At 55.1% G+C, this 24949-nt stretch carries 22 protein-coding genes and 1 tRNA gene; 9 read left to right on the forward strand and 14 right to left on the reverse strand.

Annotated elements, in window-relative coordinates:
* The first annotated feature begins 49 nt into the window (after positions 1-49).
* Complete coding sequence (barA, locus tag L462_RS09320; protein ID WP_032678874.1) at positions 50-2809, forward strand: two-component sensor histidine kinase BarA; 2760 nt, start codon at positions 50-52, stop codon at positions 2807-2809.
* Positions 2810-2855: 46 nt separating this feature from the next.
* Here the strand turns inward: barA and L462_RS09315 are convergent, their stop codons facing one another.
* From L462_RS09315 to syd, 8 genes are all read right to left on the reverse strand, one after another.
* The gene (locus tag L462_RS09315) at positions 2856-4001 is read right to left on the reverse strand and encodes a glycerate kinase (RefSeq protein ID WP_020883802.1); all 1146 of its coding nucleotides are present in this window, start codon (positions 3999-4001) and stop codon (positions 2856-2858) included.
* Positions 4002-4078: 77 nt separating this feature from the next.
* Positions 4079-5416, reverse strand: coding sequence for a glucarate dehydratase (gudD, locus tag L462_RS09310; protein WP_032678875.1), 1338 nt, complete (start codon positions 5414-5416; stop codon positions 4079-4081).
* A gap of 15 nt (positions 5417-5431) precedes the next feature.
* Positions 5432-6772 carry an enolase C-terminal domain-like protein gene (locus L462_RS09305; RefSeq protein ID WP_032678876.1) on the reverse strand — a complete coding sequence of 447 codons (1341 nt, stop codon included), beginning with the start codon at positions 6770-6772 and terminating at the stop codon, positions 5432-5434.
* On the reverse strand, positions 6772-8127 hold the full coding sequence (locus L462_RS09300; RefSeq protein WP_025203354.1) for an MFS transporter: 1356 nt from the start codon (positions 8125-8127) through the stop codon (positions 6772-6774). The genes L462_RS09305 and L462_RS09300 overlap by 1 nt, the downstream gene beginning before the upstream one ends.
* A gap of 372 nt (positions 8128-8499) precedes the next feature.
* Complete coding sequence (locus L462_RS09295; protein WP_014171421.1) at positions 8500-8949, reverse strand: flavodoxin; 450 nt, start codon at positions 8947-8949, stop codon at positions 8500-8502.
* Between the two features lie 15 nt (positions 8950-8964).
* Positions 8965-9750 (reverse strand): tRNA pseudouridine(65) synthase TruC, encoded by a 786-nt coding sequence (gene truC, locus L462_RS09290; RefSeq protein WP_014171422.1) that lies wholly within the window; start codon positions 9748-9750, stop codon positions 8965-8967.
* Positions 9747-10076 (reverse strand): YqcC family protein, encoded by a 330-nt coding sequence (locus L462_RS09285; RefSeq protein ID WP_032678877.1) that lies wholly within the window; start codon positions 10074-10076, stop codon positions 9747-9749. The genes truC and L462_RS09285 overlap by 4 nt, the downstream gene beginning before the upstream one ends.
* 630 nt (positions 10077-10706) lie before the next feature.
* Positions 10707-11252, reverse strand: a complete 546-nt coding sequence (gene syd / locus L462_RS09280; protein WP_032678878.1) for a SecY-interacting protein — start codon at positions 11250-11252, stop codon at positions 10707-10709.
* A gap of 69 nt (positions 11253-11321) precedes the next feature.
* Here syd and queF point away from each other — a divergent pair, with 69 nt between their 5' ends.
* The 5 genes from queF to xni all read left to right on the forward strand — a co-directional run bounded on the left by queF (position 11322) and on the right by xni (position 17756).
* The gene (queF, locus tag L462_RS09275) at positions 11322-12164 is read left to right on the forward strand and encodes an NADPH-dependent 7-cyano-7-deazaguanine reductase QueF (RefSeq protein ID WP_020883795.1); all 843 of its coding nucleotides are present in this window, start codon (positions 11322-11324) and stop codon (positions 12162-12164) included.
* A 116-nt stretch (positions 12165-12280) separates the two neighbouring features.
* A complete protein-coding gene (gene ppnN / locus L462_RS09270) occupies positions 12281-13645 on the forward strand; it encodes a nucleotide 5'-monophosphate nucleosidase PpnN (RefSeq protein ID WP_014171428.1) in 1365 nt (454 codons plus the stop codon).
* Positions 13646-14159: 514 nt separating this feature from the next.
* Complete coding sequence (locus L462_RS09265) at positions 14160-15455, forward strand: HAAAP family serine/threonine permease (RefSeq protein ID WP_032678880.1); 1296 nt, start codon at positions 14160-14162, stop codon at positions 15453-15455.
* 65 nt (positions 15456-15520) lie between these two features.
* The gene (locus L462_RS09260) at positions 15521-16888 is read left to right on the forward strand and encodes an L-serine ammonia-lyase (protein ID WP_020883793.1); all 1368 of its coding nucleotides are present in this window, start codon (positions 15521-15523) and stop codon (positions 16886-16888) included.
* A gap of 112 nt (positions 16889-17000) precedes the next feature.
* Positions 17001-17756, forward strand: a complete 756-nt coding sequence (xni, locus tag L462_RS09255; protein WP_014171431.1) for a flap endonuclease Xni — start codon at positions 17001-17003, stop codon at positions 17754-17756.
* Between the two features lie 57 nt (positions 17757-17813).
* Here the strand turns inward: xni and rlmM are convergent, their stop codons facing one another.
* The 4 genes from rlmM to L462_RS09235 form a co-directional block, all read right to left on the reverse strand.
* Positions 17814-18914, reverse strand: coding sequence for a 23S rRNA (cytidine(2498)-2'-O)-methyltransferase RlmM (gene rlmM / locus L462_RS09250; RefSeq protein ID WP_020883791.1), 1101 nt, complete (start codon positions 18912-18914; stop codon positions 17814-17816).
* Complete coding sequence (locus L462_RS09245) at positions 18907-19302, reverse strand: DUF423 domain-containing protein (protein ID WP_008499646.1); 396 nt, start codon at positions 19300-19302, stop codon at positions 18907-18909. The genes rlmM and L462_RS09245 overlap by 8 nt, the downstream gene beginning before the upstream one ends.
* A 39-nt stretch (positions 19303-19341) precedes the next feature.
* Positions 19342-20259, reverse strand: a complete 918-nt coding sequence (gene gcvA / locus L462_RS09240; protein ID WP_014171433.1) for a glycine cleavage system transcriptional regulator GcvA — start codon at positions 20257-20259, stop codon at positions 19342-19344.
* A gap of 349 nt (positions 20260-20608) precedes the next feature.
* Positions 20609-20836: a YgdI/YgdR family lipoprotein gene (locus L462_RS09235; protein ID WP_003862759.1), complete on the reverse strand. Its 228-nt coding sequence runs from the start codon at positions 20834-20836 to the stop codon at positions 20609-20611.
* A 202-nt stretch (positions 20837-21038) separates the two neighbouring features.
* On the opposite strand from L462_RS09235, the gene csdA reads away from it, so the two are divergent.
* A complete protein-coding gene (gene csdA, locus L462_RS09230; protein ID WP_032678881.1) occupies positions 21039-22244 on the forward strand; it encodes a cysteine desulfurase CsdA in 1206 nt (401 codons plus the stop codon).
* Positions 22244-22690 carry a cysteine desulfurase sulfur acceptor subunit CsdE gene (gene csdE / locus L462_RS09225; protein WP_014171435.1) on the forward strand — a complete coding sequence of 149 codons (447 nt, stop codon included), beginning with the start codon at positions 22244-22246 and terminating at the stop codon, positions 22688-22690. Before csdA ends, csdE begins: the two co-directional genes overlap by 1 nt.
* Here csdE and tcdA read toward each other — a convergent pair.
* The gene (tcdA, locus tag L462_RS09220) at positions 22681-23487 is read right to left on the reverse strand and encodes a tRNA cyclic N6-threonylcarbamoyladenosine(37) synthase TcdA (protein ID WP_032678882.1); all 807 of its coding nucleotides are present in this window, start codon (positions 23485-23487) and stop codon (positions 22681-22683) included. The two genes, csdE and tcdA, sit on opposite strands and share 10 nt — an antisense overlap.
* Before the next feature lie 76 nt (positions 23488-23563).
* A complete protein-coding gene (gene mltA / locus L462_RS09215) occupies positions 23564-24661 on the reverse strand; it encodes a murein transglycosylase A (protein WP_032678883.1) in 1098 nt (365 codons plus the stop codon).
* A gap of 209 nt (positions 24662-24870) precedes the next feature.
* Here mltA and L462_RS09210 point away from each other — a divergent pair.
* Positions 24871-24947: transfer RNA gene (locus L462_RS09210), tRNA-Met, on the forward strand.
* Positions 24948-24949: the final 2 nt, after the last annotated feature.

Genomic DNA, 24949 nt, shown 5'->3' on the forward strand with positions numbered 1-24949 from the left:
TTTTTCTCACATAAACATAATTATCCTAATTGTCCCATAACGGAACGCCATGACCAACTACAGCCTGCGCGCGCGCATGATGATTTTGATCCTCGCCCCCACCGTTCTCATCGGTTTGCTGCTGAGTATCTTTTTTGTGGTGCACCGCTATAACGATTTGCAGCGGCAACTGGAAGATGCCGGTGCCAGCATTATCGAACCGCTGGCCGTCTCCAGTGAGTATGGGATGAACCTGCAAAACCGCGAATCGATAGGTCAGTTAATCAGCGTGCTGCACCGCCGTCATTCGGATATCGTGCGTGCCATCTCCGTTTACGACGAGCATAACCGCCTCTTTGTCACCTCGAATTTTCATCTGGATCCAGCGGCCCTGAAAATTCCTGACGGTACGCCCTTTCCGCGCCACCTCACCGTGCTGCGACGCGGCGATATCATGATCCTGCGCACCCCGATTATTTCGGAAAGCTATTCACCCGATGAATCCGCCCAGTCTGACGCCAAATCCAGCGACAATATGCTCGGATATGTGGCGCTGGAGCTGGATCTCAAGTCGGTGCGTCTGCAGCAGTACAAAGAAATTTTCATCTCCGGCGTTATGATGCTGTTCTGTATCGGGATTGCACTTATCTTCGGCTGGCGCCTGATGCGTGACGTGACGGGGCCCATTCGCAACATGGTTAACACCGTCGACCGCATTCGCCGGGGCCAGCTCGACAGCCGGGTGGAAGGGTTTATGCTGGGCGAGCTCGATATGCTCAAAAACGGCATTAACTCGATGGCGATGTCGCTGGCAGCGTATCACGAAGAGATGCAGCACAACGTCGACCAGGCGACCTCTGACCTGCGCGAAACCCTGGAGCAGATGGAGATTCAGAACGTTGAGCTGGATCTGGCGAAAAAACGCGCGCAGGAAGCCGCACGTATCAAATCCGAGTTCCTCGCGAATATGTCCCACGAGCTGCGTACGCCGCTCAATGGCGTGATTGGCTTTACCCGTCTGACGCTAAAAAGCGAGCTGAACCCAACCCAGCGCGATCATCTGCACACCATTGAGCGCTCGGCCAACAACCTGCTGGCGATCATCAACGACGTACTGGACTTCTCCAAGCTGGAAGCCGGCAAGCTGATCCTGGAGAGCATCCCGTTCCCGCTGCGCAGCACGCTCGATGAAGTGGTGACGCTGCTCGCACACTCGTCGCACGATAAAGGCCTGGAGCTGACGCTCAACATTAAAAATGACGTGCCGGACAACGTCATTGGCGACCCGCTGCGCCTGCAGCAGGTGATTACAAACCTTGTCGGTAACGCCATCAAATTCACCGAAAGCGGCAACATTGATATTCTGGTGGAAAAGCGCTCCATCAGTAATAACAAGGTTCAGATTGAAGTTCAGATCCGCGATACCGGAATCGGTATTCCGGAGCGGGATCAGTCCCGTCTGTTCCAGGCGTTTCGTCAGGCCGATGCAAGTATTTCCAGACGTCATGGCGGCACGGGGCTGGGTCTGGTTATCACACAGAAACTGGTTAAGGAGATGGGGGGAGATATCTCTTTCCACAGCCAACCAAACCGGGGCTCCACGTTCTGGTTCCATATCAATCTGGACCTTAACCCGAACGTGCTGACCGACGGTCCGGTAACCAATTGCCTGAAAGGAATGCGCCTTGCCTACGTTGAGCCGAACGCCGCAGCGGCGCAGTGTACGCTTGATATCTTAAGCACCACGCCGCTGGAGGTGATCTACAGCCCTACCTTCTCAGCGCTTGCCGTGGAGCATTACGACATCCTGCTGTTGGGGGTCCCGGTCACCTTTACCGGCGAGCTCACCATGCAACAGGAACGGCTGGCGAAAGCCGCATCGATGACCGACTACCTGCTGCTGGCCCTGCCGTGTCATGCCCAGATCAATGCAGAAGAGTTAAAAAATGACGGGGCCGCCGCCTGCCTGCTTAAGCCACTTACCGCGACCCGCCTGCTGCCAGCACTGACGGAATACTGTCGTCTGAGCCAGCACGCCCTGCCGCTGATTGACGATGAACAAAAATTGCCGATGAGCGTAATGGCGGTGGATGATAATCCGGCCAACCTGAAGCTGATTGGCGTGTTGCTTGAAGATCAGGTTCAGCACGTAGAGCTGTGTACCAGCGGTGCGCAGGCGGTTGAGCATGCGAAACAGATGCAGTTCGATTTAATTCTGATGGATATTCAGATGCCCGGCATGGATGGTATTCGTGCCTGCGAGCTGATCCGTCAGCTCCCGCATCAGCAGCAAACGCCGGTGATTGCGGTCACCGCTCACGCGATGGCCGGTCAGAAAGAGAAGCTTCTGAGCGCCGGAATGAATGATTATCTGGCCAAACCTATCGACGAAGAGAAGCTGCATAGCCTGCTGTTACGCTATAAGCCGGGGCATATCGGCGGAACGTACACGGTATCGTCCGAACCGGTGGAAATCAGCGTCAATCAAAACGCCACTTTTGACTGGCAGCTTGCGCTGCGCCAGGCGGCGGGTAAGCCTGATTTGGCCCGCGATATGCTGCAAATGCTGGTCGCGTTTCTGCCGGAAATTCGTAATAAGGTCGAAGAGCAGCTGGTGGGTGAAAACCCGGAAGATCTGCTGGAAGCCATTCATAAGCTGCACGGTAGCTGCGGCTACAGCGGTGTGCCGCGGCTGAAGAATCTCTGCCAGCTGCTGGAGCAACAGCTTCGCGCGGGCACGCCGGAAACAGATCTTGAACCGGAATTTCTGGAGCTGCTGGACGAGATGGATAATGTGACGCGGGAAGCCATGAAGGTGTTAGGTAACTAGCGTTGCCCTCTCCCGCCGGGAGAGGGCAAACAGGATTGCCCGCCGTTCAGAGCCTGAACGCCTGCCCCACTTTCAGCACGGCAGCGATATTGCGTGCGGCCATCCGCACATTGTCGCTGGCATTTTCCAGCGCGTCCTCCAGCGAACAGATGGTATAAATCACGCTGAATACCGCGTCGATGCCGTGATTATGTACCACCCCGACATCCGCCGTCAGGCTACCCGCAATACCGATGACCGGTTTATTAAAGCGTTTAGCCACCTTCGCGACGCCCACCGGCACTTTCCCGTGGATCGTCTGGCTGTCAATGCGCCCTTCTCCCGTAATCACCAGATCGGCGTTAGCCACCTGCTCTGCCAGATGCAGCGCATCGGTAACAATCTCAATCCCCTGACGAAGCTGCGCACCGCAGAAAGCGTAGAGTGCCGCCCCCATCCCACCCGCCGCACCGCCGCCGGCAAGGTTGATGACGTCGATATCCAGATCCCGGGCAATGACCTGCGCGTAATGCGCCAGGGCGTTATCCAGGGTCACAATCATCTCCGGCGTGGCGCCTTTTTGCGGGCCAAAGACCGCGGATGCCCCTTCGTCGCCGGTGAGCGGATTAGTGACGTCACAGGCGACTTCAATCCGGCACTCCGCCAGACGCTTATCCAGCCCGCTCAGGTCGATACGGGCCAGTTTTGCCAGCTCGCCGCCCCCCTGTCCAAGGGGCTGCTCGTTGGTATCCAGCAGCTTTACCCCCAGCGCCTGCACCATGCCGGCACCACCGTCATTGGTGGCGCTGCCGCCAATGCCAATAATAATATGCTTAACGCCCGCATCCAGCGCGTGCCGGATAAGCTCGCCGGTCCCCCAGGAGGTGGTAAGAAGGGGATTGCGTTGCGAAGGCGCGACCAGCTCCAGACCGCTTGCCGCCGCCATTTCAATAAACGCGCTCTGTTCGTCACCGGAGATGCCATAGAACCCGTCCACAGGCTCACCCAGCGGGCCTGAGACAGAGGCATGGACAATGCGCCCCTGCGTCGCCGCCACCATAGCTTCTACGGTACCTTCTCCACCATCGGCGACCGGCAATTTCACAAAGTCAGCCGCGGGGAAAATCTCGCGAAAACCCTGCTCAATCGCGGTGGCTACCTCAAGGGCGCTCAGGCTTTCCTTATACGAATCCGGTGCGATAACAATCTTCATAAGCCATCCTTACGCATAGTCATTACGTTAAGCATACACCACGTAAACGACCGCCCATGGGAGCGGTCCCAATGCGTTTATCGTACCATGCACGGACGTTTATTGTCGAATTTCCAGTCAGGTATCAAATATTGCATGGCCATCGCATCGTCGCGGGCCCCCAGGCCATGTTTTTGATACAGCTCGTGGGCTTTCATCACCTGATCCATATCCAGCTCAATGCCCAGACCCGGCGTGGTTGGCACCTGCACCATGCCTCCTTTGATCTCAAACGGCTCTCTGGTCAGACGCTGATTACCTTCCTGCCAGATCCAGTGAGTATCGATAGCGGTGATCGTGCCCGGTGCAGCAGCGGCCACGTGGGTGAACATCGCCAGCGAGACATCAAAGTGGTTATTGGAGTGCGAGCCCCAGGTCAGGCCAAATTCATGACACATCTGTGCCACACGCACCGACCCCTGCATCGTCCAGAAGTGGGGGTCTGCCAGCGGAATATCGACAGACTGTAACGACAGGGTGTGCCCCATCTGACGCCAGTCGGTGGCAATCATATTGGTCGCGGTGGGTAAACCGGTGGCGCGACGGAATTCCGCCATCACTTCACGGCCCGAGAAGCCCTGCTCAGCCCCGCACGGATCTTCCGCGTACGCCAGCACGCCTTTCAGTTGTTTACCAATGCGGATAGCTTCATCCAGAGGCCAGGCACCGTTCGGGTCGAGCGTGACGCGTGCCTGCGGGAAACGTTTTGCCAGTGCGGTAATGGCTTCCGCCTCCTGTTCACCCGCAAGCACGCCGCCCTTCAGTTTGAAATCGTTAAAGCCATATTTTTCGTACGCGGCTTCCGCCAGGCGCACCACCGCATCCGGGGTCATCGCTTCTTCGTGGCGGAGTCGGTACCAGTCACATTGTTCATCCGCCTGGTTCTGGTACGGCAGCGGCGTCAGCGTACGGTCACCAACGAAGAACAGATAGCCCAGCATTTCCACTTCACTGCGCTGCTGGCCTTCGCCCAGCAGCGACGCAACGTTAACGCCCAGGTGTTGGCCCAGCAGATCCAGCATCGCGGCTTCGATACCGGTGACCACGTGAATGGTGGTTCGCAGGTCGAAGGTTTGCAGACCACGACCGCCGGCATCACGGTCAGCGAAGGTGCTTCGCACGGTATTGAGGATATTTTTATATTCGCCCAGCGTTTTTCCCACCACCAGCGGAGCGGCCTCTTCCAGCGTTTTGCGGATCTTCTCACCACCGGGGATTTCACCCACGCCGGTATGCCCGGAGTTATCTTTGATAATGACAATATTGCGGGTGAAAAACGGCGCATGCGCTCCGCTCAGGTTCATCAACATGCTGTCATGGCCGGCGACCGGAATGATCTGCATGGAAGTGACTACAGGGGTAGTAAAAGTACTCATCGTTCAATCCTTTTATCAGTGACGTCCAAAAACAGGGCGCTTACGTTCAAATGTCCAGCCGGGGATCAGGTACTGCATCGGCCCCGCGTCGTTACGCGCGCCGCCTGGCAGTTTTTTATACGCCTCATGCGCGTGATGAACCTGATCCCAGTCAAGCTCAACGCCCAGCCCCGGTGCATCTGGTACGGCAATCTTGCCATTTTTGATTACCAGCGGTTCTTTCGTCAGGCGGGCTTCTCCCTCCTGCCAAATCCAGTGGGTATCAATGGCGGTCGGGTTGCCCGGAGCCGCCGCGCCAACGTGCGTAAACATCGCCAGCGAAATGTCGAAATGGTTGTTGGAGTGACAACCCCAGGTCAGTCCCCAGTCGTCGCAGAGCTGTGCGACGCGAACGGCACCTGAGAGTGTCCAGAAATGCGGGTCCGCCAGTGGAATATCGACCGCGTTCAGCATCACCGCGTGGCCCATTTCACGCCAGTTGGTGGCGATCATATTGGTGGCCACTGGTAGACCGGTGGCACGCCGGAATTCCGCCATCACTTCACGACCGGAGAAGCCCTGCTCGGCCCCGCACGGGTCCTCCGCGTAGGTCAACACGTCGTCCAGCCCTTTGCATAAGGCAATGGCCTCATCCAGCAGCCATGCACCGTTCGGATCCACCGTGATGCGCGCATCCGGGAAGCGTTTTTTGAGCGCGCGGGCAGTTTCAATCTCCTGCTCGCCGGGCAATACGCCGCCTTTCAGCTTGAAATCTTTAAATCCGTAGCGATCCTGCGCGGCTTCCGCCAGCCGAACCACCGCCTCACCGGAAAGTGCCTCCTGGTGACGCAGGTGATACCACTCGTGGCCGCCAGGGGAATGCGCCAGATAAGGCAGGTCGGTTTTATTGCGATCGCCAACGTAAAACAGATAACCGAGCACCGTCACCGCGTCGCGCTGTTTTCCTGGCCCCAGCAGTTCACAGACCGGAACCTTCAGCGCCTTACCCAGTAAATCAAGCAGCGCAGCCTCCAGCGCGGCGACGGCGTTGACGCGCAGTTCGAACGTCCAGGCGCCTTTGCCGAACGTATCAAAGTCTGCCGACTGGTTGCCCTTGTGCACCCGCTGCACCACGTTATTGAGGCGAGCGACCTCTTTCCCGACGACCAGCGGAATGGCGTCTACCAGCGTCTGGTGGATAACCTCGCCACCCGGCGCTTCCCCAACGCCGGTGTGGCCCGCGGAATCCGTCAGCACCACGATATTACGGGTAAACCAGGCGTTATGTGCGCCGCCGATGTTGAGCAGCATACTGTCCTGTCCGGCCACCGGTATGACCTTCATGTCGGTAATCACCGGGCTTGATTGAGTCGTCATCAGCCGCGCTCCGCTACAGGTTTAAGTTCCACACGCTTGATATCACCCACCAGAACCAGGTAGCTCAGGACCGCCACCAGCGCGTGTACGCCAACGTAAATCAGCGCGCCGTTGAAGGAGCCGGTGGTTCCCACGATGTAGCCGATGGCAATGGGGGTCACAATCCCGGAGATGTTGCCAAACATGTTGAACAGACCACCGCTCAGGCCGCTGATCTCTTTCGGTGCGGTATCCGCCATGACCGCCCAGCCGAGGGCGCCGATCCCCTTACCGAAGAAGGCCATCGCCATAAAGCCAATAATCATCCACTCAGCGCTGACGTAGTTACAGAACACCATGGTCATGGAGAGCAGCATGCCGAGCACAATCGGCGTTTTACGCGCGATATTCAAAGAGCCTGTACGACGCATCAGCCAGTCGGAAATCACGCCCCCCAGCACGCCCCCTACAAAACCGCAGATAGCCGGGACTGACGCCACAAAGCCCGCTTTCAGGATCGACATCCCGCGCGCCTGCACCAGGTAAACCGGGAACCAGGTGATGAAGAAGTAAGTTAAGGCGTTAATGCAATACTGGCCCAGATAGATGCCGATCATCATGCGCGAGCCGACGAGCTGTTTGATCTGCGCCCATTTCTGGCTGAACGGTACTTTTGCTTTTGCCGATTTCTGATCCATGTTGATCAGCGCCCCGCCTTCAGCAATGTACTCCAGCTCTTTTTTATTCACGCCGGGATGCTGGTTCGGTTCGTGGATCACTTTCAGCCAGACGAAGCTAATGATGATCCCAAGCCCACCCATAAAGAAGAAGACATGTGACCAGCCCACTTCATGCGTCAGCCAGCCCATAATGGGGGCAAAGATCACTGTCGCAAAGTATTGCGCAGAGTTAAAAATTGCCACCGCCGTTCCCCTCTCCTGCGCCGGGAACCACGCCGCCACAATACGGCTGTTACCGGGGAAGGAAGGTGCTTCAGCTAAGCCCACCAGGAAGCGCAGGGTGAAGAGCGCAACGATGATGCCAAATCCGTTGAACACATCGACGAAGCCCTGCAACAGGGTAAATGCCGACCAGATGAAGATGGACCAGAAATAGACGCGTTTGGAGCCAAAACGATCAAGCAGCCAGCCGCCAGGAATTTGGCCGATAACGTAGGCCCATGAAAATGCAGAGAAAACGTAGCCCATGCCAACCGGATCAAGACCGATGTCTTTTGCCATTTCAGAACCGGCAATCGACAGCGTGGCACGGTCACCATAGTTAAAGGATGTGACGATAAACAGCATCACCACTATCCAGTAGCGCGCATTTGTGCGCTTCTCAGCGCTGCTCGCCGCGTGGCTTAATGTACTCATTGTTGCACTCCTGAATCCAGGCTCTCGCCAGTTCATTCTGTACAGCACCGGTAGGGTAACCAGAATGAGGGTTAGTATTTGGCAGTTTTGGTACGGCTTGATGCCGTTTTATAGTGCGCACTGCCTTTTTGATGACTGACCGGAAAAGTATAGGGAGAAGTGCCTCTGTCCCTCACCGTGCATGAACACAACATTGAGGGGTCAATAAGAAGTTGTTTGGGGCATAAGCCCAAAGCAGTGGAAGGTAGTTCACGGAATTCGCCGGAAGGCGGGAGAAAAGCAAAACGGTAACCGACGTTACCGTTTTGTGTTTGCGCTCGCGCCACGTGGGCGCGGGGGCCCAGGTATGCGAAGGGCTGCCCGGCCAGAGGGTTATTTAAGCAGCGTTGCCCAGTGTTCAACCCACGGGTTCGATTCACTCTCTGGCTCAGGGTGTTCACCGGCATCAATCAGCAGCATCTCACCGACGCGTTGCGCGCTCTGTTCCTGCAAAAGCGCATCGAACTGCTTACCACCGCCGCAGAAATTGGCGTAAGAACTGTCGCCCAGAGCAATGATGCCGTAGTGAACATCCGGCTGATAGCCAAGCTGATCCTTGATTGCCTGGAAAAGCGGCACGATGCTGTCCGGCAGATCGCCCTGCCCGGTAGTGGAGGTAACCACCAGAATGTATTTATCTTTGTACTTTTCCCAGTCTGCCAGTTCCGGGTCTTCATAGACCGTGGCTTTATGGCCCTGACCTGCGAGTATCGCCTCAGCCTCTTCTGCTACCAGCAGCGAGTTGCCGTACATTGTGCCGACAAAAATGCCCACTTCAGCCATGATGTATTTCCTTGATTATTGCGCTTGTTGTTCATCCTGAACGTTGCCCGATACAAACTCAACCCTTTCATTTTCGGGGAGTTGCCCCAGCCAGCCAAACTGTGACAGCGCCTGCATCCAGACGTTGTCCAGCCCCGCATGGAGAGTCAGCGGTTCGCCGGTAAACGGGTGCGTCAGGCTCAGTTCACTGGCATGCAGCATCAGGCGGTCGCAGCCAAAATGTTCGGCAGCACTGCGGTTCTGGCGCAAATCGCCGTGCTTGCTGTCACCAATAATCGGATGACGCAGATGTTTCAGGTGACGGCGGAGCTGGTGTTTGCGCCCGGTTTTGGGCAACAGCTCAACCAGACTGTAGCGGGTGGTCGGAAACTTGCTGGTTGCCACCGGCATTTCCGTGGTCGCCATGCCGCGGTAATCCGTCACGGCAGGCTGCGGACCTTTGTCATCGCGGGCAAATTTATCGGCAATCTTGTCCAGCTCTTCCACCAGCGGATAATCGAGCGTAGCGCTCTCCGTCAGCCAGCCACGAACGATCGCGTGGTAGCGTTTCTGGATCTGGTGCTGTTCAAACTGCTGCGACAGCAGGCGGCCCGCTTCGCTGGAAAGTCCCATCAGCAACACACCGGAGGTTGGCCTGTCGAGACGATGAGCCGTAAAGACGTGCTGACCAATCTGGTCGCGCACGGTTTGCATCACCACCACTTTTTCATCGCGGTCCAGCCAGCTTCGGTGCACCAGCCAGCCAGACGGTTTGTTTACCGCGACCAGCCACTCATCCTGATAGAGGATCTCAAGCGTCATGCATCTTCACCGGCAAACACAGCATCCAGCTTTTCCAGCTCAATCAGCATGACATCGCGCGCAGGGTGGGTCGCGTCCAGCGCCATTTCATAATAAGGCGCAACAGCGAACGCCTGCGGCAGCGGGTGGCCGCCGTCGAGCAGCGCGTGCATGCGCGGAATTAATACCCACTGGAGCCATTCGAACGGTGCCAGCGTATCCAGACAGAACGGCTGAGTGCTTGCGAAGGCTTCTGGCTGCGGCGCGGTCTCCTGCCACAGCTGATGTTGGCGCAATAATGCCTCGATGGCGTGCAACCGGGCACGAACGCTATCGTGTTGCGTCATAGTAACCTCAACTGAAAAAGTGAACGGCGCGCAGCATAGCATTGCAGGAGACAGAAATAAAAAAAGGGAGCACTGTAAAAACAGTGCTCCCGGTTCGTTCCGCAGCAATCCAGCTACAATTCGTGCTCCCTGCTCATCCGTGACAACTTTTCCTGAAGCCCGAAGGCCTGGTCATCCTTCACCTTGTGCATCCTGCTCACATCGTCCTGATGTGTTTGTTTCATCCTGAAACGTCCTGGCCATCCTGACCCACCGACCATCCTGACCGGCTCTCATTCTCCCTTCCTGGAGGTGTCCCTTACGCATCCTGCGCGATCCTTTTGCTTCATCCTGAAGCCTTCCTGCAGCGTCATCCTGACGTGTTCCTGGTGAGAAACGCCATCATCCTGATGTTCGTTTCTCGTGTCGGCGTCCTGTCGACACAACTAGAATCCGCTATTCTGCTTCGTCTTACAACCCATGCTGGCAGCGCTGTAAGCCGTCCCGTGCCCCCCTGGACGCGGCGATACCTCATTAACATATTGAAAAATAGAGTAATGTTAATCTTAATTAAATAAGGCAATACTGAATGATCCAGCGATCTCTCACAACTCTGTAAGAGATCTCTCACACGCGCGATAGCATCGTGGATTACAGAAGTGGCTCAAGTCGGGTGAGGAATTCCGCAAGTGAGGGGGCGAGAGTCTCGCGATTGCGGGTACCGATGGTCTCTTTAACCACTTCACCAGACAGGTTGCAGACAGAGATAACGTCCAGTTCACTGTCCAGCGTGGCAATAAAGAGCGTCGGAGAAAGCTTAAGGCGTTTTTGCGTGACCAGATGACCAATCAGGTTTTCCTGAACACGCTGCAGATCGTCTTCACTCCAGGTCTGCAACAGCGTCAGCGTGATACCAGCAAATCGCGCAGGCATATCCCCTGCAAATTGCGTGGTATAAAACGCGTGAACCGCTGGTTGTACCACAATGTCCATTGCCCGTTCAACCGCATTTACATTTTGCTCACCCGTCGGGGGTTGCGGTTGCCAGATAACGTAATCATCCGGAGAAGAGATAATACACGGCGAAGGTACACCATATAAGTCAGTGCTTTGCGGCCATGTGCCGTGCGTTTCATGCCATGCATCGCAATAGCGGGTCGTGAAGGCAGTGAGGGCATTTGCAGTTTCGATGTCCACCGATTTCTCTCTTCTTGTAAGACAGGATAAACTCAGCCCATAAGTGTACCTGTAAAGTGGCTATGAAACATGTCTTACGAAAATCATCAGGCGTTAACGGGCTTAACGCTGGGTAAATCGACCGATTACCGCGACACCTACGATGCAAGCCTGCTGCAGGGCGTACCGCGCAGTCTGAATCGCGATCCTCTGGGCCTGCGCGCTGACGCGCTGCCGTTTGTTGGCGGTGATATCTGGACGCTCTACGAGCTTTCCTGGCTCAACGCCCGCGGTCTGCCGCAGGTCGCAGTGGGCCATGTTGAACTGGATTATGCCAGCCAGAACCTGGTGGAATCCAAAAGCTTTAAGCTCTATCTCAACAGCTTTAACCAGACCAAATTCGACAGTCAGGAAGAGGTTCAGCATACCCTGGAGCGGGATTTAAGCGCCTGTGCACAGGGCAAGGTGAGCGTGTCACTCTATCGTCTGAATGAGCTGGAAGGGCAGCCGGTTGCCCACTTCAACGGCACCTGCATCGACGATCAGGATATCGCAGTGGATAATTACGAATTCAGTACCGATTACCTCGAAAATGCGGCAAGCGGAAAGACCGTTGAAGAGACGCTGGTAAGTCATTTATTGAAATCCAACTGCCTGATCACCCATCAGCCGGACTGGGGCTCCGTGCAGATCCAGTATCGCGGTCCGAAGATTGACCGGGAAAAACTGCTGCGCTACCTGGTGTCGTTCCGCCATCACAACGAATTCCACGAGCAGTGCGTGGAGCGCATCTTTAATGATATTCAGCGTTTCTGTCATCCCGAAACGTTAAGCGTTTATGCGCGCTACACCCGCCGTGGTGGTCTGGATATCAATCCATGGCGCACCAACACGGACTTTGTGCCTGCCACCGGCCGTCTTGTACGCCAGTAACCTAAATATTTTCGCAATATGCGCGGTCTATTCCGCGCTTTAGGTTGTGAAACGTCGTAAGCCAGGGCTATTGTAATCAACAGGGAAAGACGATAATCGTCCCGTAAGGAGCTCACTTGATTACACATATTAGCCCTCTTGGCTCAATGGATATGTTGTCGCAGCTGGAAGTGGACATGCTTAAACGCACGGCCAGCAGCGATCTTTATCAATTGTTTCGTAACTGTTCACTTGCCGTACTGAACTCCGGAAGCCTGACCGACAACAGTAAAGAGCTGCTGTCCCGCTTCGAAAGCTTTGATATCAACGTGCTACGCCGCGAGCGTGGCGTGAAACTTGAAGTGATCAACCCGCCGGAAGAGGCCTTTGTGGACGGGCGCATCATTCGCTCCCTTCAGGCCAACCTGTTTGCCGTGCTGCGTGACATCCTGTTTGTTAACGGGCAGATCCATAACGCAGGCCGCTTCCAGCATCTCGACCTGGAAAGCTCGGTACATATCACCAATCTGGTGTTCTCCATTTTACGTAACGCCCGCGCCCTGCACGTGGGCGAAGCCCCTAATATGGTCGTCTGCTGGGGTGGTCACTCGATTAACGAAACCGAATATCTCTATGCCCGTCGGGTAGGAAACCAGCTCGGCCTGCGTGAGCTGAATATCTGTACCGGCTGTGGTCCCGGGGCGATGGAAGCGCCAATGAAAGGCGCGGCAGTGGGACACGCTCAGCAGCGTTACAAAGAAGGGCGCTTTATCGGCATGACCGAGCCGTCGATCATCGCCGCTGAGCCACCTAACCCGCTGGTTAACGAACTGATTATTATGCCGGATATCGAGAAGCGCCTTGAGGCGTTTGTCCGTATCGCTCACGGGATAATCATCTTCCCGGGCGGCGTGGGAACCGCAGAAGAGCTGCTCTACCTGCTGGGTATTCTGATGAACCCGGCTAACAAAGATCAGGTTCTGCCGTTGATCCTGACCGGGCCGAAAGAGAGCGCTGACTACTTCCGCGTACTGGACGAGTTTATCGTGCATACGCTGGGGGAAACCGCGCGTCGTCACTATCGCATCATCATTGACGATGCGGCAGAAGTGGCGCGTCAGATGAAAAAAGCGATGCCGCTGGTTAAAGAGAACCGTCGCGACACCGGAGATGCCTACAGCTTTAACTGGTCAATCCGCATCGCGCCGGACCTGCAGATCCCGTTCGAACCCTCGCACGAAAACATGGCCAACCTGAAACTGTACCCGGACCAGCCGGTAGAAGTCCTGGCTGCCGACCTGCGACGCGCCTTCTCCGGCATCGTGGCGGGTAACGTGAAAGAGATGGGCATCCGTGCTATCGAGAAGTATGGTCCGTATAAGATTCATGGCGATCGCGAAATGATGCGCCGCATGGATGACATGCTGCAGGGCTTTGTTGCCCAGCACCGCATGAAGCTACCCGGGTCAGCGTACATTCCTTGCTACGAAATCTGCACGTAACATTTTCACTCTCCTGATAAAAGCCGGGCCACGATGCTGTGGGGCCCGGCTTTTTTATTACCGAAACAACTCATAGATATTGCTTATACCTTTTACAAACTATGAAGCCACGCAAACGATTACCTCGTTTTTACAACCGTAAATTATCAGCCTTAAACTAAATTACCTGCCAGAAAATCCTAAAAACCCATTTCTTTACAGCGTAAGACACCTATCTTCGCGGGTTCTCTTTTAGCTCACATGTTGTTGATGGTAGCCTTCGCGCCCGTAAATCCTATTCGATGTTTTTTTAATAGATAAATGGTCTAAAGATGCCCACATCAAAAGTGGATTATTGCAATTGGGATCGGGATCACTGATAGATTCATAACGAGAATGTATCTTTCCGCCCGCCAATAGTTACGGGCGAAAATTATTAAAAAACCGTCACTGAACGAATTTCATATTACCGTCAGGCACTTTTTCATCGGATTTGACTACAAACCTGACAATTTGCTTCCTCCAGGAGATACAGATGGAAACCACTCAAACCAGCACCGTTGCTTCGATTGAATCCCGAAGTGGTTGGCGCAAATCAGATACCATGTGGATGCTTGGCCTTTACGGCACAGCTATCGGCGCTGGTGTATTGTTCCTTCCTATTAACGCAGGCGTCGGCGGTCTGATTCCGCTGATCATCATGGCTATCATTGCCTTCCCGATGACCTACTTTGCGCACCGCGGCCTGACCCGCTTCGTGCTGTCCGGTAAAAATCCTGGCGAAGACATTACTGAAGTCGTTGAAGAACATTTTGGCGTGGGCGCAGGTAAACTGATTACCCTGCTCTACTTCTTCGCGATTTACCCCATTTTGCTGGTTTACAGCGTTGCAATCACTAACACCGTTGAAAGCTTCATGTTGCACCAGCTGCACATGACGCCACCACCGCGTGCCATTCTGTCTCTGATCCTGATTGTGGGCATGATGACCATTGTCCGTTTCGGTGAGCAGATGATCGTGAAAGCGATGAGCATCCTGGTGTTCCCGTTTGTGGCTGCACTGATGGTACTGGCGCTGTATCTGATTCCACAGTGGCACGGTGCCGCGCTGGAAACGCTCTCCCTGAGCAGCGCATCTGCAACCGGTAACGGCCTGCTGATGACCCTGTGGCTGGCGATCCCGGTGATGGTATTCTCCTTTAACCACTCACCGATCATCTCCTCCTTCGCCGTGGCGAAGCGTGAAGAGTACGGCGACGGTGCAGAGAAGAAATGCTCCAGCATCCTGGCGCGTGCACACATCATGATGGTGCTGACCGTTATGTTCTTCGTCTTCAGCTGCGTACTGAGCCTCTCCCCGGCGGATCTGGCAGCAGCGAAAGAGCAGAACATCACCATTCTGTCTTACCTGGCGAACCACTTTAACGCACCGATCATCGCGTGGATGGCACCTATCATCGCGATCATCGCCATTACCAAATCCTTCCTCGGCCACTACCTGGGCGCACGTGAAGGCTTCAACGGTATGGTGATTAAATCTCTGCGCGGTAAAGGTAAGAGCATTGAAGTCAACAAACTGAACAAGATGACCGCGCTGTTCATGCTGGTCACCACCTGGGCAGTTGCCACGCTGAACCCAAGCATCCTGGGCATGATTGAAACCCTGGGCGGCCCGGTTATCGCGATGATTCTGTTCCTGATGCCGATGTACGCGATTCAGAAAGTACCTGCCATGCGCAAGTACAGCGGTCAGATTAGCAATATCTTCGTGGTTATCATGGGGCTTATCGCTATCTCCGCAATCTTCTACTCCCTGTACACCATGTTCTGATTATCACCCGCGCCGTCTCAGGACGGCGCACTCCTCCCCCTCTGACTGAAAGCAATGGACGCATCATGATTAGCGTATTCGATATTTTCAAAATCGGTATTGGTCCTTCCAGCTCTCACACCGTCGGACCAATGAAAGCCGGTAAGCAGTTCACGGATGACTTGATTGCGCGCGGCATTTTGCACGACGTAACCCGCGTGGTTGTCGATGTGTACGGCTCTCTCTCCCTGACAGGTAAGGGCCACCATACCGATATCGCCATTATCATGGGCCTGGCAGGAAACCTGCCGGATACCGTTGATATTGATGCGATCCCTGGTTTCATCCAGGACGTCAATACCCACGGTCGCCTGCTGCTGGCAAATGGCGAACATGAAGTGGAATTCCCGGTTGATCATTGCATGAATTTCCATGCAGACAACCTGTCACTGCACGAAAACGGAATGCGTATTACCGCACTGGCAGGTGACAAAGCGGTATACAGCCAGACTTACTACTCTATCGGCGGCGGGTTTATCGTCGACGAAGACCACTTTGGTGAAACCAGCACATCTTCCGTTGACGTGCCTTATCCGTACAAAACCGCGGCGGATCTTCAGCGTCACTGCCAGGAAACGGGGCTCTCCCTTTCCGGCCTGATGATGAAAAACGAGCTGGCCTTGCACAGCAAAGCGGAACTGGAGCAGCACTTCACCAGCGTCTGGGAAGTCATGCGCGGCGGTATCGAACGCGGGATCACTACCGAAGGCGTTCTGCCCGGTAAGCTTCGCGTACCACGCCGTGCGGCAGCGCTGCGTCGGATGCTCGTGAGCACCGACAAAACGACCACGGACCCTATGGCGGTCGTTGACTGGATCAATATGTTCGCACTGGCGGTAAACGAAGAGAACGCTGCGGGTGGCCGCGTGGTGACAGCACCGACTAACGGCGCCTGCGGTATCGTTCCGGCAGTACTGGCGTACTACGACAAGTTTATCCGCGAAGTGAACGCCAACTCGCTGGCACGCTACCTGCTGGTCGCCAGTGCGATTGGTTCACTGTACAAGATGAACGCCTCCATTTCCGGTGCAGAAGTAGGCTGTCAGGGTGAAGTTGGCGTCGCCTGCTCCATGGCTGCGGCGGGTCTGGCAGAACTGCTGGGCGCAAGCCCGACACAGGTCTGTATTGCGGCTGAAATCGGCATGGAACATAACCTGGGACTGACCTGCGACCCGGTTGCCGGACAGGTACAGGTGCCTTGCATCGAGCGTAACGCCATCGCCTCTGTGAAGGCGGTCAACGCCGCACGTATGGCGCTGCGTCGTACCAGTGAACCGCGCGTTTGCCTCGATAAAGTTATCGAAACCATGTACGAAACAGGTAAAGATATGAACGCCAAATACCGCGAAACATCTCGCGGCGGCCTGGCGATGAAGATCGTGACCTGCGATTAAGCCTTTCAGGAAGCCTCGTTTTGCGAGGCTTCTTCCTGTTTTCCCCGCCGCACATAGTTTCCCACCGCTGACAATGTTACCCTTCCCCCATTAAACAGAAGGGAGATTATCTGTGGCTGTTCATTTGCTTATCGTCGATGCGCTCAACCTCATTCGCCGGATCCATGCGGTGCAAGGTACGCCCTGTAAGGACACGTGTCTGCACGCGCTGGAGCAACTTATCCGCCATAGCGAACCGACCCATGTGGTTGCCGTTTTTGATGACGAAGCGCGTAACAGCGGCTGGCGACACCAGCGCCTTCCCGACTACAAGGCCGGGCGCGCACCAATGCCTGACGATTTGCATGCCGAAATGCCGGCCATTCGCGCCGCCTTTGAACAGCGCGGCGTTCCCTGCTGGGGAGCCCATGGCAATGAAGCCGATGATCTGGCTGCCACGTTAGCCGTCAAGGTCGCGAGCGCCGGACATCAGGCCACCATCGTCTCAACCGATAAAGGCTACTGCCAGCTGCTTTCGCCCACCGTCCGCATTCGCGATTACTTCCAGAAGCGCTGGCTTGATGCCCCTTTTATCGCCAGTGAGTTTGGCGTCTCGCCGGAACAACTTCCTGACTACTGGGGACTGGCCGGAATAAGCAGCTCGAAGGTTCCGGGAGTGGCAGGCATCGGGCCGAAGAGTGCCGCCCAACTGCTGACGGATTTTCAGAGTCTGGAAGGGATTTACGCCAGGCTGGACGAGGTCCCGGAAAAATGGCGCAAGAAGCTGGAGGCGCATAAAGAGATGGCCTTTATCTGCCGGGATGTGGCGACGTTACAGACGGATTTACAGCTGGACGGGAACTTGCAGCAGTTGCGCTTAGAACGTTAAATCGTTTTCAGATGAATCGCCCGGCAAGCAAAACGCCACCGGGCAATGTAACGCGTATTATCGCTCGTCGCGACGTCCGCCAACAGCAGCCCACCAGCGACGAATGTGCACCGTCACTTCTTCGCGGTCGTGATACAGCTGGCGCGCCTGAATCTCCACGTTAATGCCGTGCTCATCCATTTGCGCCTGGATATAGGCCAGGTTTTGCGAGACTTCCTCATAGCGCTTTTTCATCGGCAGCTTGAGGTTAAAGATAGTCTCACGGCACCAGCCGTTCACCAGCCAGGAGGCCATCAGCGCGGCCACTTTTGCCGGCTTCTCAACCATATCGCACACCATCCAGGAGATGTTGTTGCGGGTGGGACGATAGCGGAAACCATCTTCACGCAGCCAGGTGACCTGTCCGGTATCCATCAGGCTCTGGGCCATCGGGCCGTTATCAACCGAAGAGACCCACATGTTGCGTTTCACCAGTTGATAGGTCCAGCCGCCCGGACACGCGCCGAGATCGACCGCGTACATGCCGTTCGCCAGACGCTCATCCCACTCATCAGCCGGGATAAACACGTGGAACGCCTCTTCCAGCTTCAGGGTAGAACGGCTTGGCGCATCTGAAGGGAATTTCAGACGCGGAATGCCCATGAAGAAGGGAGAGTTGTTATTGGTGTAGGAGTAACCCGTGTAGCAGCAGCCAGGGGCGATAAAGAATATATGCACCACCGGACGTTTTGGCGTTTCGTAGTTTGTCAGCACGCCTGCGTCACGCAGTGCAGCGCGCAGCGGTACGGTGAACTTACGGCAGAACTTCATCAGCTCTTTGCTTTCGTTGGTGTCCGCGACTTCAACACGCAGCTCGCCACCCTTTTCCACGACGCCCTGCAGCATACCCACAACCGGCGTGATGCGGTCTTCCGGCGGAAGATCTTTTAGCAGTTCACCGGCGACAAACATCTGGCGAGCGAAGATCAGTGAGCTGAACGGCAGCTCACGCGCCAGTTTATCCGCATCCTCAGGCTGGTAGCACTCGAATACGACGTAGCCGGCATTTTCTTTAACGCGTGCAAAGCCAAAGACTTCGCGCTTCGCCGCTTTATCAGTAATTTCCGCGGCGCACTCTTTCTCAAACCCCGGGCGACAATATAAAACAACCTTATTCATGAACAACGCCCTTGCGTTTCAGACGGATGGCTCCGATAAACATTAATACCCAACCTGCCAGGAAGCTGACGCCGCCGACAGGTGTAACAAACGCCCACAGGCGTAAATGCGAAAGCGCCAGGCAGTACAGACTACCGCTGAACAACACGGTGCCTAACGCCAGGAATACGCTGCTCCAGTAAAACCAGATGCTGATGCGGCGCTGCATTGCCACCGCCAGCCCAAAAATCGCCAGCGTGTGGAATGCCTGGTATTCAAGGCCGGTCTGGATCCAGCCCATTTCTACCGCCCCCAACGACTTGCTTAATACATGTGCGCCAAAGGCGCCCAGTGCAACAAAAATAAAGCCACTCACCGCGGCAAAAATCAGCATGAATCGGCTGGTCATGTTTAAATCCTAAAGTGATGCGTGCCCGGCACACAAAAGTTACTGTTCATACCTGAAGCGGAATTTTTCTTGCTCACTCGCCGCTTTCGCCAGAATCCACTGTCGGAAAGCGGCTATTTTACCCAGTTCTGCCTGACTGTCATGACAAACCAGATAAAACGCGTTCTTGCTGACCAGCACATCATTAAATGGACAAACCAGACGGCCTGCCTCAATTTCGGACTGCGCCATGACGTTATTCGCCAACGCCACGCCTTGCCCGTGAATGGCAGCCTGTAACACCATTGCGCTGTGGCTAAAAATGGGGCCCTGCTGCACGTTTATATGATTAAGACCTAATTGACGGGTATAAGTTTGCCAGTCACGGCGAGAAGCATCATGTAAAAGCGTATGTCGCGCCAGGTCAGCGGGGGTCTTCAGCGCCTTTTCGCCCGTTAAGAGCAGCGGTGAACAGACCGGCAGCAGATATTCTGCGTATAATTTTTCGACACGCAAGCCTGGCCAGTTACCGCGGCCATAAAAAATGGCGACGTCAACATCATCGGCCAGCTTGTCTTCCTGACGGTCCACCGCCTGGATTCGAACGTCGATTCCCGGATAAGCTGAGTTAAAGCTTGTGAGTCTTGGCACCAGCCACTGAATGGCAAAACTGGGTAATAAACTTACCGTCAGCGCGCCTTTTGCACTGCGGGCCTGCAGCTTGCGCGTGGCTTCCGTGAGCTGGGAAAAAATCTCTTTAATATCCTGAAAATAGCTCTGCCCCTCTTCGGTCAACAGTAATGAACGGTTGCGCCGACGGAACAGCTTAAGGCCCAGGAAATCCTCCAGAGACTTGATTTGGTGACTTACTGCGGCCTGTGTCACAAAAAGCTCATCGGCTGCGCGCGTGAAACTCAGGTGACGTGCTGCTGCATCAAAAACACGTAATGCATTTAGGGGTGGCAATCGCTTCGACATGGTTATCTGGCTTAGATGTTAACGAGATTTAACAAACAGGAAACAATGTTTAACCTATTAGTTTTTTTTATCTGAGCCATTATAATTTGTCCGTTGAGGAACTACCAGCAAATACCTATAGTGGCGGCACTTCCTGAGCCGGAACGAAGAGCTTTTTTCGGAATGCGTGTTCTGAAGGGCTTTTGGCTTACGGTTGTGATGTTGTGTTGTTGTGTTTGCAATTGGTCTGCGATTCAGACCACGGTAGCAACGCTACCAATTTTTCACTTCCTGTACATTTACCCTGTCTGTCCATAGTGATTAATGTAGCACCGCCAATTTGCGGTGCTTTTTTTTCGCCTGCGATCGATTAATGCTCGATTTCTTTCATTTCCTTCACGTCAGTGCGATTAATCTGCTGCTTGTTCCCGTTCGCATCTTTATACGAAATCATACCGGTGTCGTTATCGGTTGTCGGTTTCCCTTCAGAGACGATAGAACGGCCATCGTTAGTATGCATTACGTAGTTGTTACCGGAACAGGCGCTCAGGGCAAAGGTCAACGCACAGGCAGAGATAATGGCGGCTGTCTTTTTCATGCTTATTCTCCTTTAGCAATTAATGCTATTCAAACATCGATTTATAACAGGCTTAAACATTCACCTAACCTTATTTAGCATAACCTGCTTTTTCAGAGTCGCCAGGATAAGTAAGGATTAGCAGACAAATCTGATAGATATCAACCTCCTTGCCCTGCCGATGAAATTGCGCGACGATCTCACTATTGAGATGAGGAATTCCATGAACGCTTTCAGTCCCGCGCAGTTTCGCGCACAGTTCCCGGCGCTGGCCGATGCCGGTATTTACCTTGATAGCGCTGCCACCGCCCTTAAGCCTCAGGCAGTCATTGAGGCGACGCAGCAGTTCTACAGCCTGAGCGCCGGGAACGTGCACCGTAGCCAGTTTGCCGAAGCACAGCGATTAACCGCGCGCTATGAAGCCGCGCGCGATCAGGTCGCACGCCTGATCAACGCCGAAAGCGGGAAAAACATCGTCTGGACGCGAGGCACAACTGAAGCCATTAACATGGTGGCCCAGTGCTATGCGCGCCCGCGGCTAAAGCCCGGCGATGAAATTATTGTCAGCGAGGCAGAACACCACGCCAACCTGGTTCCGTGGCTGATGGTGGCTGAGCAAACGGGCGCGTGCATTGTGAAACTGCCGCTGGGTGCAGATCTTCTGCCAGACGTAGCGCGCTTATCTGAGTTCATTACCCCCCGCAGCCGCATTCTGGCACTCGGACAAATGTCGAACGTCACAGGGGGTTGCCCGGATCTGGCTCTGGCCATCGACGTGGCCCACGCCAACGACATGGTGGTGATGGTCGACGGTGCCCAGGGCGTGGTGCATTTCCCCGCTGATGTACAAAAGCTGGATATTGATTTTTATGCCTTCTCAGGACATAAGCTGTACGGCCCAACCGGGATCGGAGTGCTGTACGGAAAACCGGCCCTGCTGGCGCAAATGACGCCGTGGCTTGGGGGAGGCAAAATGATCACCGAGGTGACCTTTGAGGGCTTTAAAACTCAGGATGTCCCTTACCGTCTGGAAGCTGGAACGCCGAACGTCGCAGGCGTCATCGGCCTGAGTGCCGCGCTTGAATGGCTGGCTGAAACGGATATCGCTCAGGCAGAACGCTGGAGCCGGGGTCTGGCGACGCTTGCAGAAGAAACGCTGCAGAAACGTCCGGGTTTTCGATCGTTCCGCGTGCAGGACTCAAGCCTGCTGGCCTTTGATTTTGCCGGCGTTCATCATAGCGATATGGTTACGCTGCTTGCCGGGTATGGCATTGCCCTGCGTGCCGGCCAGCACTGCGCGCAGCCATTACTGGCCGCGCTGGGTGTGAGCGGTACACTGCGTGCGTCGTTTGCGCCGTATAATACGCAAAGCGATGTGGATGCGCTGGTTGATGCCGTTGACCGCGCCCTTGAAATACTGGTGGATTAATGACGAGTTCAGCGTTAGCCGAGCATCCGTTTGGCACGGTCATCACAGAAGAGACCTTAAAACAGACTTTCGCCCCGCTGTTGCAATGGGAAGATAAATATCGCCAGCTGATCCTGCTCGGCAAGCAGTTGCCGGCGCTGTCAGACGAACGCAAAGCGCAGGCGAAAGAGATTTCCGGCTGCGAGAACCGCGTCTGGCTGGGATGCACGGTATCCGGTGAAAAACTGCATTTCTTTGGCGACAGCGAAGGACGTATCGTTCGCGGGCTGCTGGCGGTACTGTTAACCGCCGTGGAAGGGAAAAGCGCGGCGGAGCTGCTGACGCACTCGCCGCTGGCATTGTTCGATGAACTGGGGCTACGGGCGCAGCTCAGCGCCTCGCGCGGTCAGGGCCTGGTCGCACTCAGTGAGGCGGTACAGGATGCCGCGCGTCAGGCTCAGGCCTGACGTTCCGCCTTCGCCATCATTTTCTTCAGGGCGTGAGAGACGGCTACAAAGCCGAAAGAGGCGGTCACCATGGTGGCCGCACCAAAGCCTGAGGCGCAATCCATCCTTTTTGGCCCTTCCGCCGTGCTTTTCATCGCACACACCGAACCGTCAGCCTGCGGGTAGACCAGGGCTTCCGTCGAAAAGACACAGTCAATGCCCAGCTTGCCTTTGCTGTTTTTCACGACGTTAAAATCGCTTTTTAAGCGCTCGCGCAGCTTGGCCGCCAGCGGGTCCTGAATCGTCTTTGCCAAATCGGCCACCTGAATCTGCGTGGGATCGATTTGCCCGCCAGCCCCCCCGGTGGTAACCAGAGGAACCTTGTAACGCCGACAGTAGGCAATCAACGCCGCTTTTGGACGCACGCTGTCGATCGCGTCGATGACATAGCTGTAGCCTTTACTCATGTATTCGGCGACGTTATCTGCCGTCACAAAGTCATCGATCACCGTCACGCGGCATTCCGGGTTAATCAGGCGAATACGCTCCGCCATCACCTCAGATTTCGCCAGCCCGACGTTATCGCGCAGGGCATGGATTTGACGGTTGGTGTTGGTGACGCAAACGTCATCCATATCAATCAGCGTGATCGCGCCAATGCCGGTTCTCGCCAGCGCTTCCGCCGCCCAGGAGCCAACACCGCCAATCCCCACGACGCAGACATGCGCATCCGCAAACAGCTGCAGGGCTTTTTCACCATATAGACGTGCCGTGCCGCCAAAACGCTGACGCCAGGCATCGCTGATTACTACAGACATAAAACCTCAGATGTCAAAAGGGTGAGGTTATTCCTCACCCTTCTCTGTTAATTCAGTACGACTCAGAATACCACAATCAGCCGCTGAATACGTTACCGCTGCCAGGGGCTGCCTTGAGCACCCATACGCGCCCATAGTGGTTATACCAGCCTGCACGGTGCCCCGCATCCGGGCCAATGCCCTGATAAATATCGAAGTGCTGACCTTTAATCGCACCGCCGACATCCAGCGCGACCATCAGACGTAGCTCGTACTGACCGTTAAATTTGCCGTTGTTATCCAGCAGAGGCACTTCCGCCAGCAGCGTGGTGCCCGCAGGAATAATAGAACGATCCGAAGCTACCGAGGCGCGGCCAATCAGTGGAACGGCACTCGCCCCTTTCACTGGCGCAAAGTTTTGCGGTTTAAAGAAGACAAACGACGGGTTCTGTTCCAGCAGCTCACGCACTTCGGCTTCGCTGTGTTTTTCACCCCACTCGCGGATCGCCTGCATCGACATGTCTTCTTTTCTCACTTCGCCTCTGTCGATCAGCACTTTACCAATGCTGCGATAGGCATGACCGTTTTTACCGGAATAACTAAAGAAGTTCAGGGGGGAGCCATCGCCAAAGTCGATATAGCCGCTGCCCTGAACATCCATGATGAAGTTGTCCATCAGCGAGTTGCTGTAGGCCAGAACGTAGTTTTCGCTCAGCGCACCGGAGTAGATCTCAGCGCGGGACGGCAGACGACCGCGTTTAGGCGGCATTCGGTAAATGGGATACTGGAACTCGCCCTGACGCGTGTGTCGCGCCTGGATAACCGGGGTGTAGTAACCGGTAAACTGGACGTTGCCATAGTTATCCGCCCCTTCCATCTGCCAGGCGTCGATACCAAACTGGCGCATATTGCGCGTATCACCGCCCGCGCGTAGCCAGTCCTGTACCGCGTTATAAACGCTGCTCTGTGAGCCATACAGACGTGGCGACGCGTTGCGGATCTGGTAAACCTGCTCGGAAAAGTCTCCGGCGTTGATCGGTGCGCCAACGGCATCAGGTTGATTAACTAAAGAGAAAGGCTGGGATAGCTTCCCGTCTTTATACTGTTGACCGCGATCGGTCGGTTTAGAAGAGCAGGCCGCAAGAATGGCTACCATTGCCCCTGTCATTAGATACTTCGCCCAACGTCCTTTCATTATATCTCGTCTTAAAGTTGCCCATTACCGCGTGATGAAGATAACAAACCCACTGTTCTAAAGAAACGGAATCACATGCCCTTTGGCAAATTCTGAGCAAAAAATAGTCCAAATATCGCAACGCCGTTCAATTTACATACAAAGTTAATGATTTATGTGAAAAAGGGGTTGCATCACAAACCTAACCGAGTATAGTGCGCTTCCACGGACGCGGGGTGGAGCAGCCTGGTAGCTCGTCGGGCTCATAACCCGAAGGTCGTCGGTTCAAATCCGGCCCCCGCAACCAAT

It is taken from the genome of Enterobacter sp. BIDMC 26 (genome assembly GCF_000534435.1).
In the GTDB taxonomy this organism is placed as follows: domain Bacteria; phylum Pseudomonadota; class Gammaproteobacteria; order Enterobacterales; family Enterobacteriaceae; genus Enterobacter; species Enterobacter ludwigii.

Bases quoted from the DNA above. Each gene is read 5' to 3' on its own strand.
- barA (WP_032678874.1), top strand. From the start codon at position 50: ATGACCAACTACAGCCTGCGCGCGCGCATGATGATTTTGATCCTCGCC.
- L462_RS09315 (WP_020883802.1), bottom strand. From the start codon at position 4,001: ATGAAGATTGTTATCGCACCGGATTCGTATAAGGAAAGCCTGAGCGCC.
- gudD (WP_032678875.1), bottom strand. From the start codon at position 5,416: ATGAGTACTTTTACTACCCCTGTAGTCACTTCCATGCAGATCATTCCG.
- L462_RS09305 (WP_032678876.1), bottom strand. From the start codon at position 6,772: ATGACGACTCAATCAAGCCCGGTGATTACCGACATGAAGGTCATACCG.
- L462_RS09300 (WP_025203354.1), bottom strand. From the start codon at position 8,127: ATGAGTACATTAAGCCACGCGGCGAGCAGCGCTGAGAAGCGCACAAAT.
- L462_RS09295 (WP_014171421.1), bottom strand. From the start codon at position 8,949: ATGGCTGAAGTGGGCATTTTTGTCGGCACAATGTACGGCAACTCGCTG.
- truC (WP_014171422.1), bottom strand. From the start codon at position 9,750: ATGACGCTTGAGATCCTCTATCAGGATGAGTGGCTGGTCGCGGTAAAC.
- L462_RS09285 (WP_032678877.1), bottom strand. From the start codon at position 10,076: ATGACGCAACACGATAGCGTTCGTGCCCGGTTGCACGCCATCGAGGCA.
- queF (WP_020883795.1), top strand. From the start codon at position 11,322: ATGTCTTACGAAAATCATCAGGCGTTAACGGGCTTAACGCTGGGTAAA.
- L462_RS09265 (WP_032678880.1), top strand. From the start codon at position 14,160: ATGGAAACCACTCAAACCAGCACCGTTGCTTCGATTGAATCCCGAAGT.
- L462_RS09260 (WP_020883793.1), top strand. From the start codon at position 15,521: ATGATTAGCGTATTCGATATTTTCAAAATCGGTATTGGTCCTTCCAGC.
- rlmM (WP_020883791.1), bottom strand. From the start codon at position 18,914: ATGAATAAGGTTGTTTTATATTGTCGCCCGGGGTTTGAGAAAGAGTGC.
- L462_RS09245 (WP_008499646.1), bottom strand. From the start codon at position 19,302: ATGACCAGCCGATTCATGCTGATTTTTGCCGCGGTGAGTGGCTTTATT.
- gcvA (WP_014171433.1), bottom strand. From the start codon at position 20,259: ATGTCGAAGCGATTGCCACCCCTAAATGCATTACGTGTTTTTGATGCA.
- L462_RS09235 (WP_003862759.1), bottom strand. From the start codon at position 20,836: ATGAAAAAGACAGCCGCCATTATCTCTGCCTGTGCGTTGACCTTTGCC.
- csdA (WP_032678881.1), top strand. From the start codon at position 21,039: ATGAACGCTTTCAGTCCCGCGCAGTTTCGCGCACAGTTCCCGGCGCTG.
- csdE (WP_014171435.1), top strand. From the start codon at position 22,244: ATGACGAGTTCAGCGTTAGCCGAGCATCCGTTTGGCACGGTCATCACA.
- tcdA (WP_032678882.1), bottom strand. From the start codon at position 23,487: ATGTCTGTAGTAATCAGCGATGCCTGGCGTCAGCGTTTTGGCGGCACG.
- mltA (WP_032678883.1), bottom strand. From the start codon at position 24,661: ATGAAAGGACGTTGGGCGAAGTATCTAATGACAGGGGCAATGGTAGCC.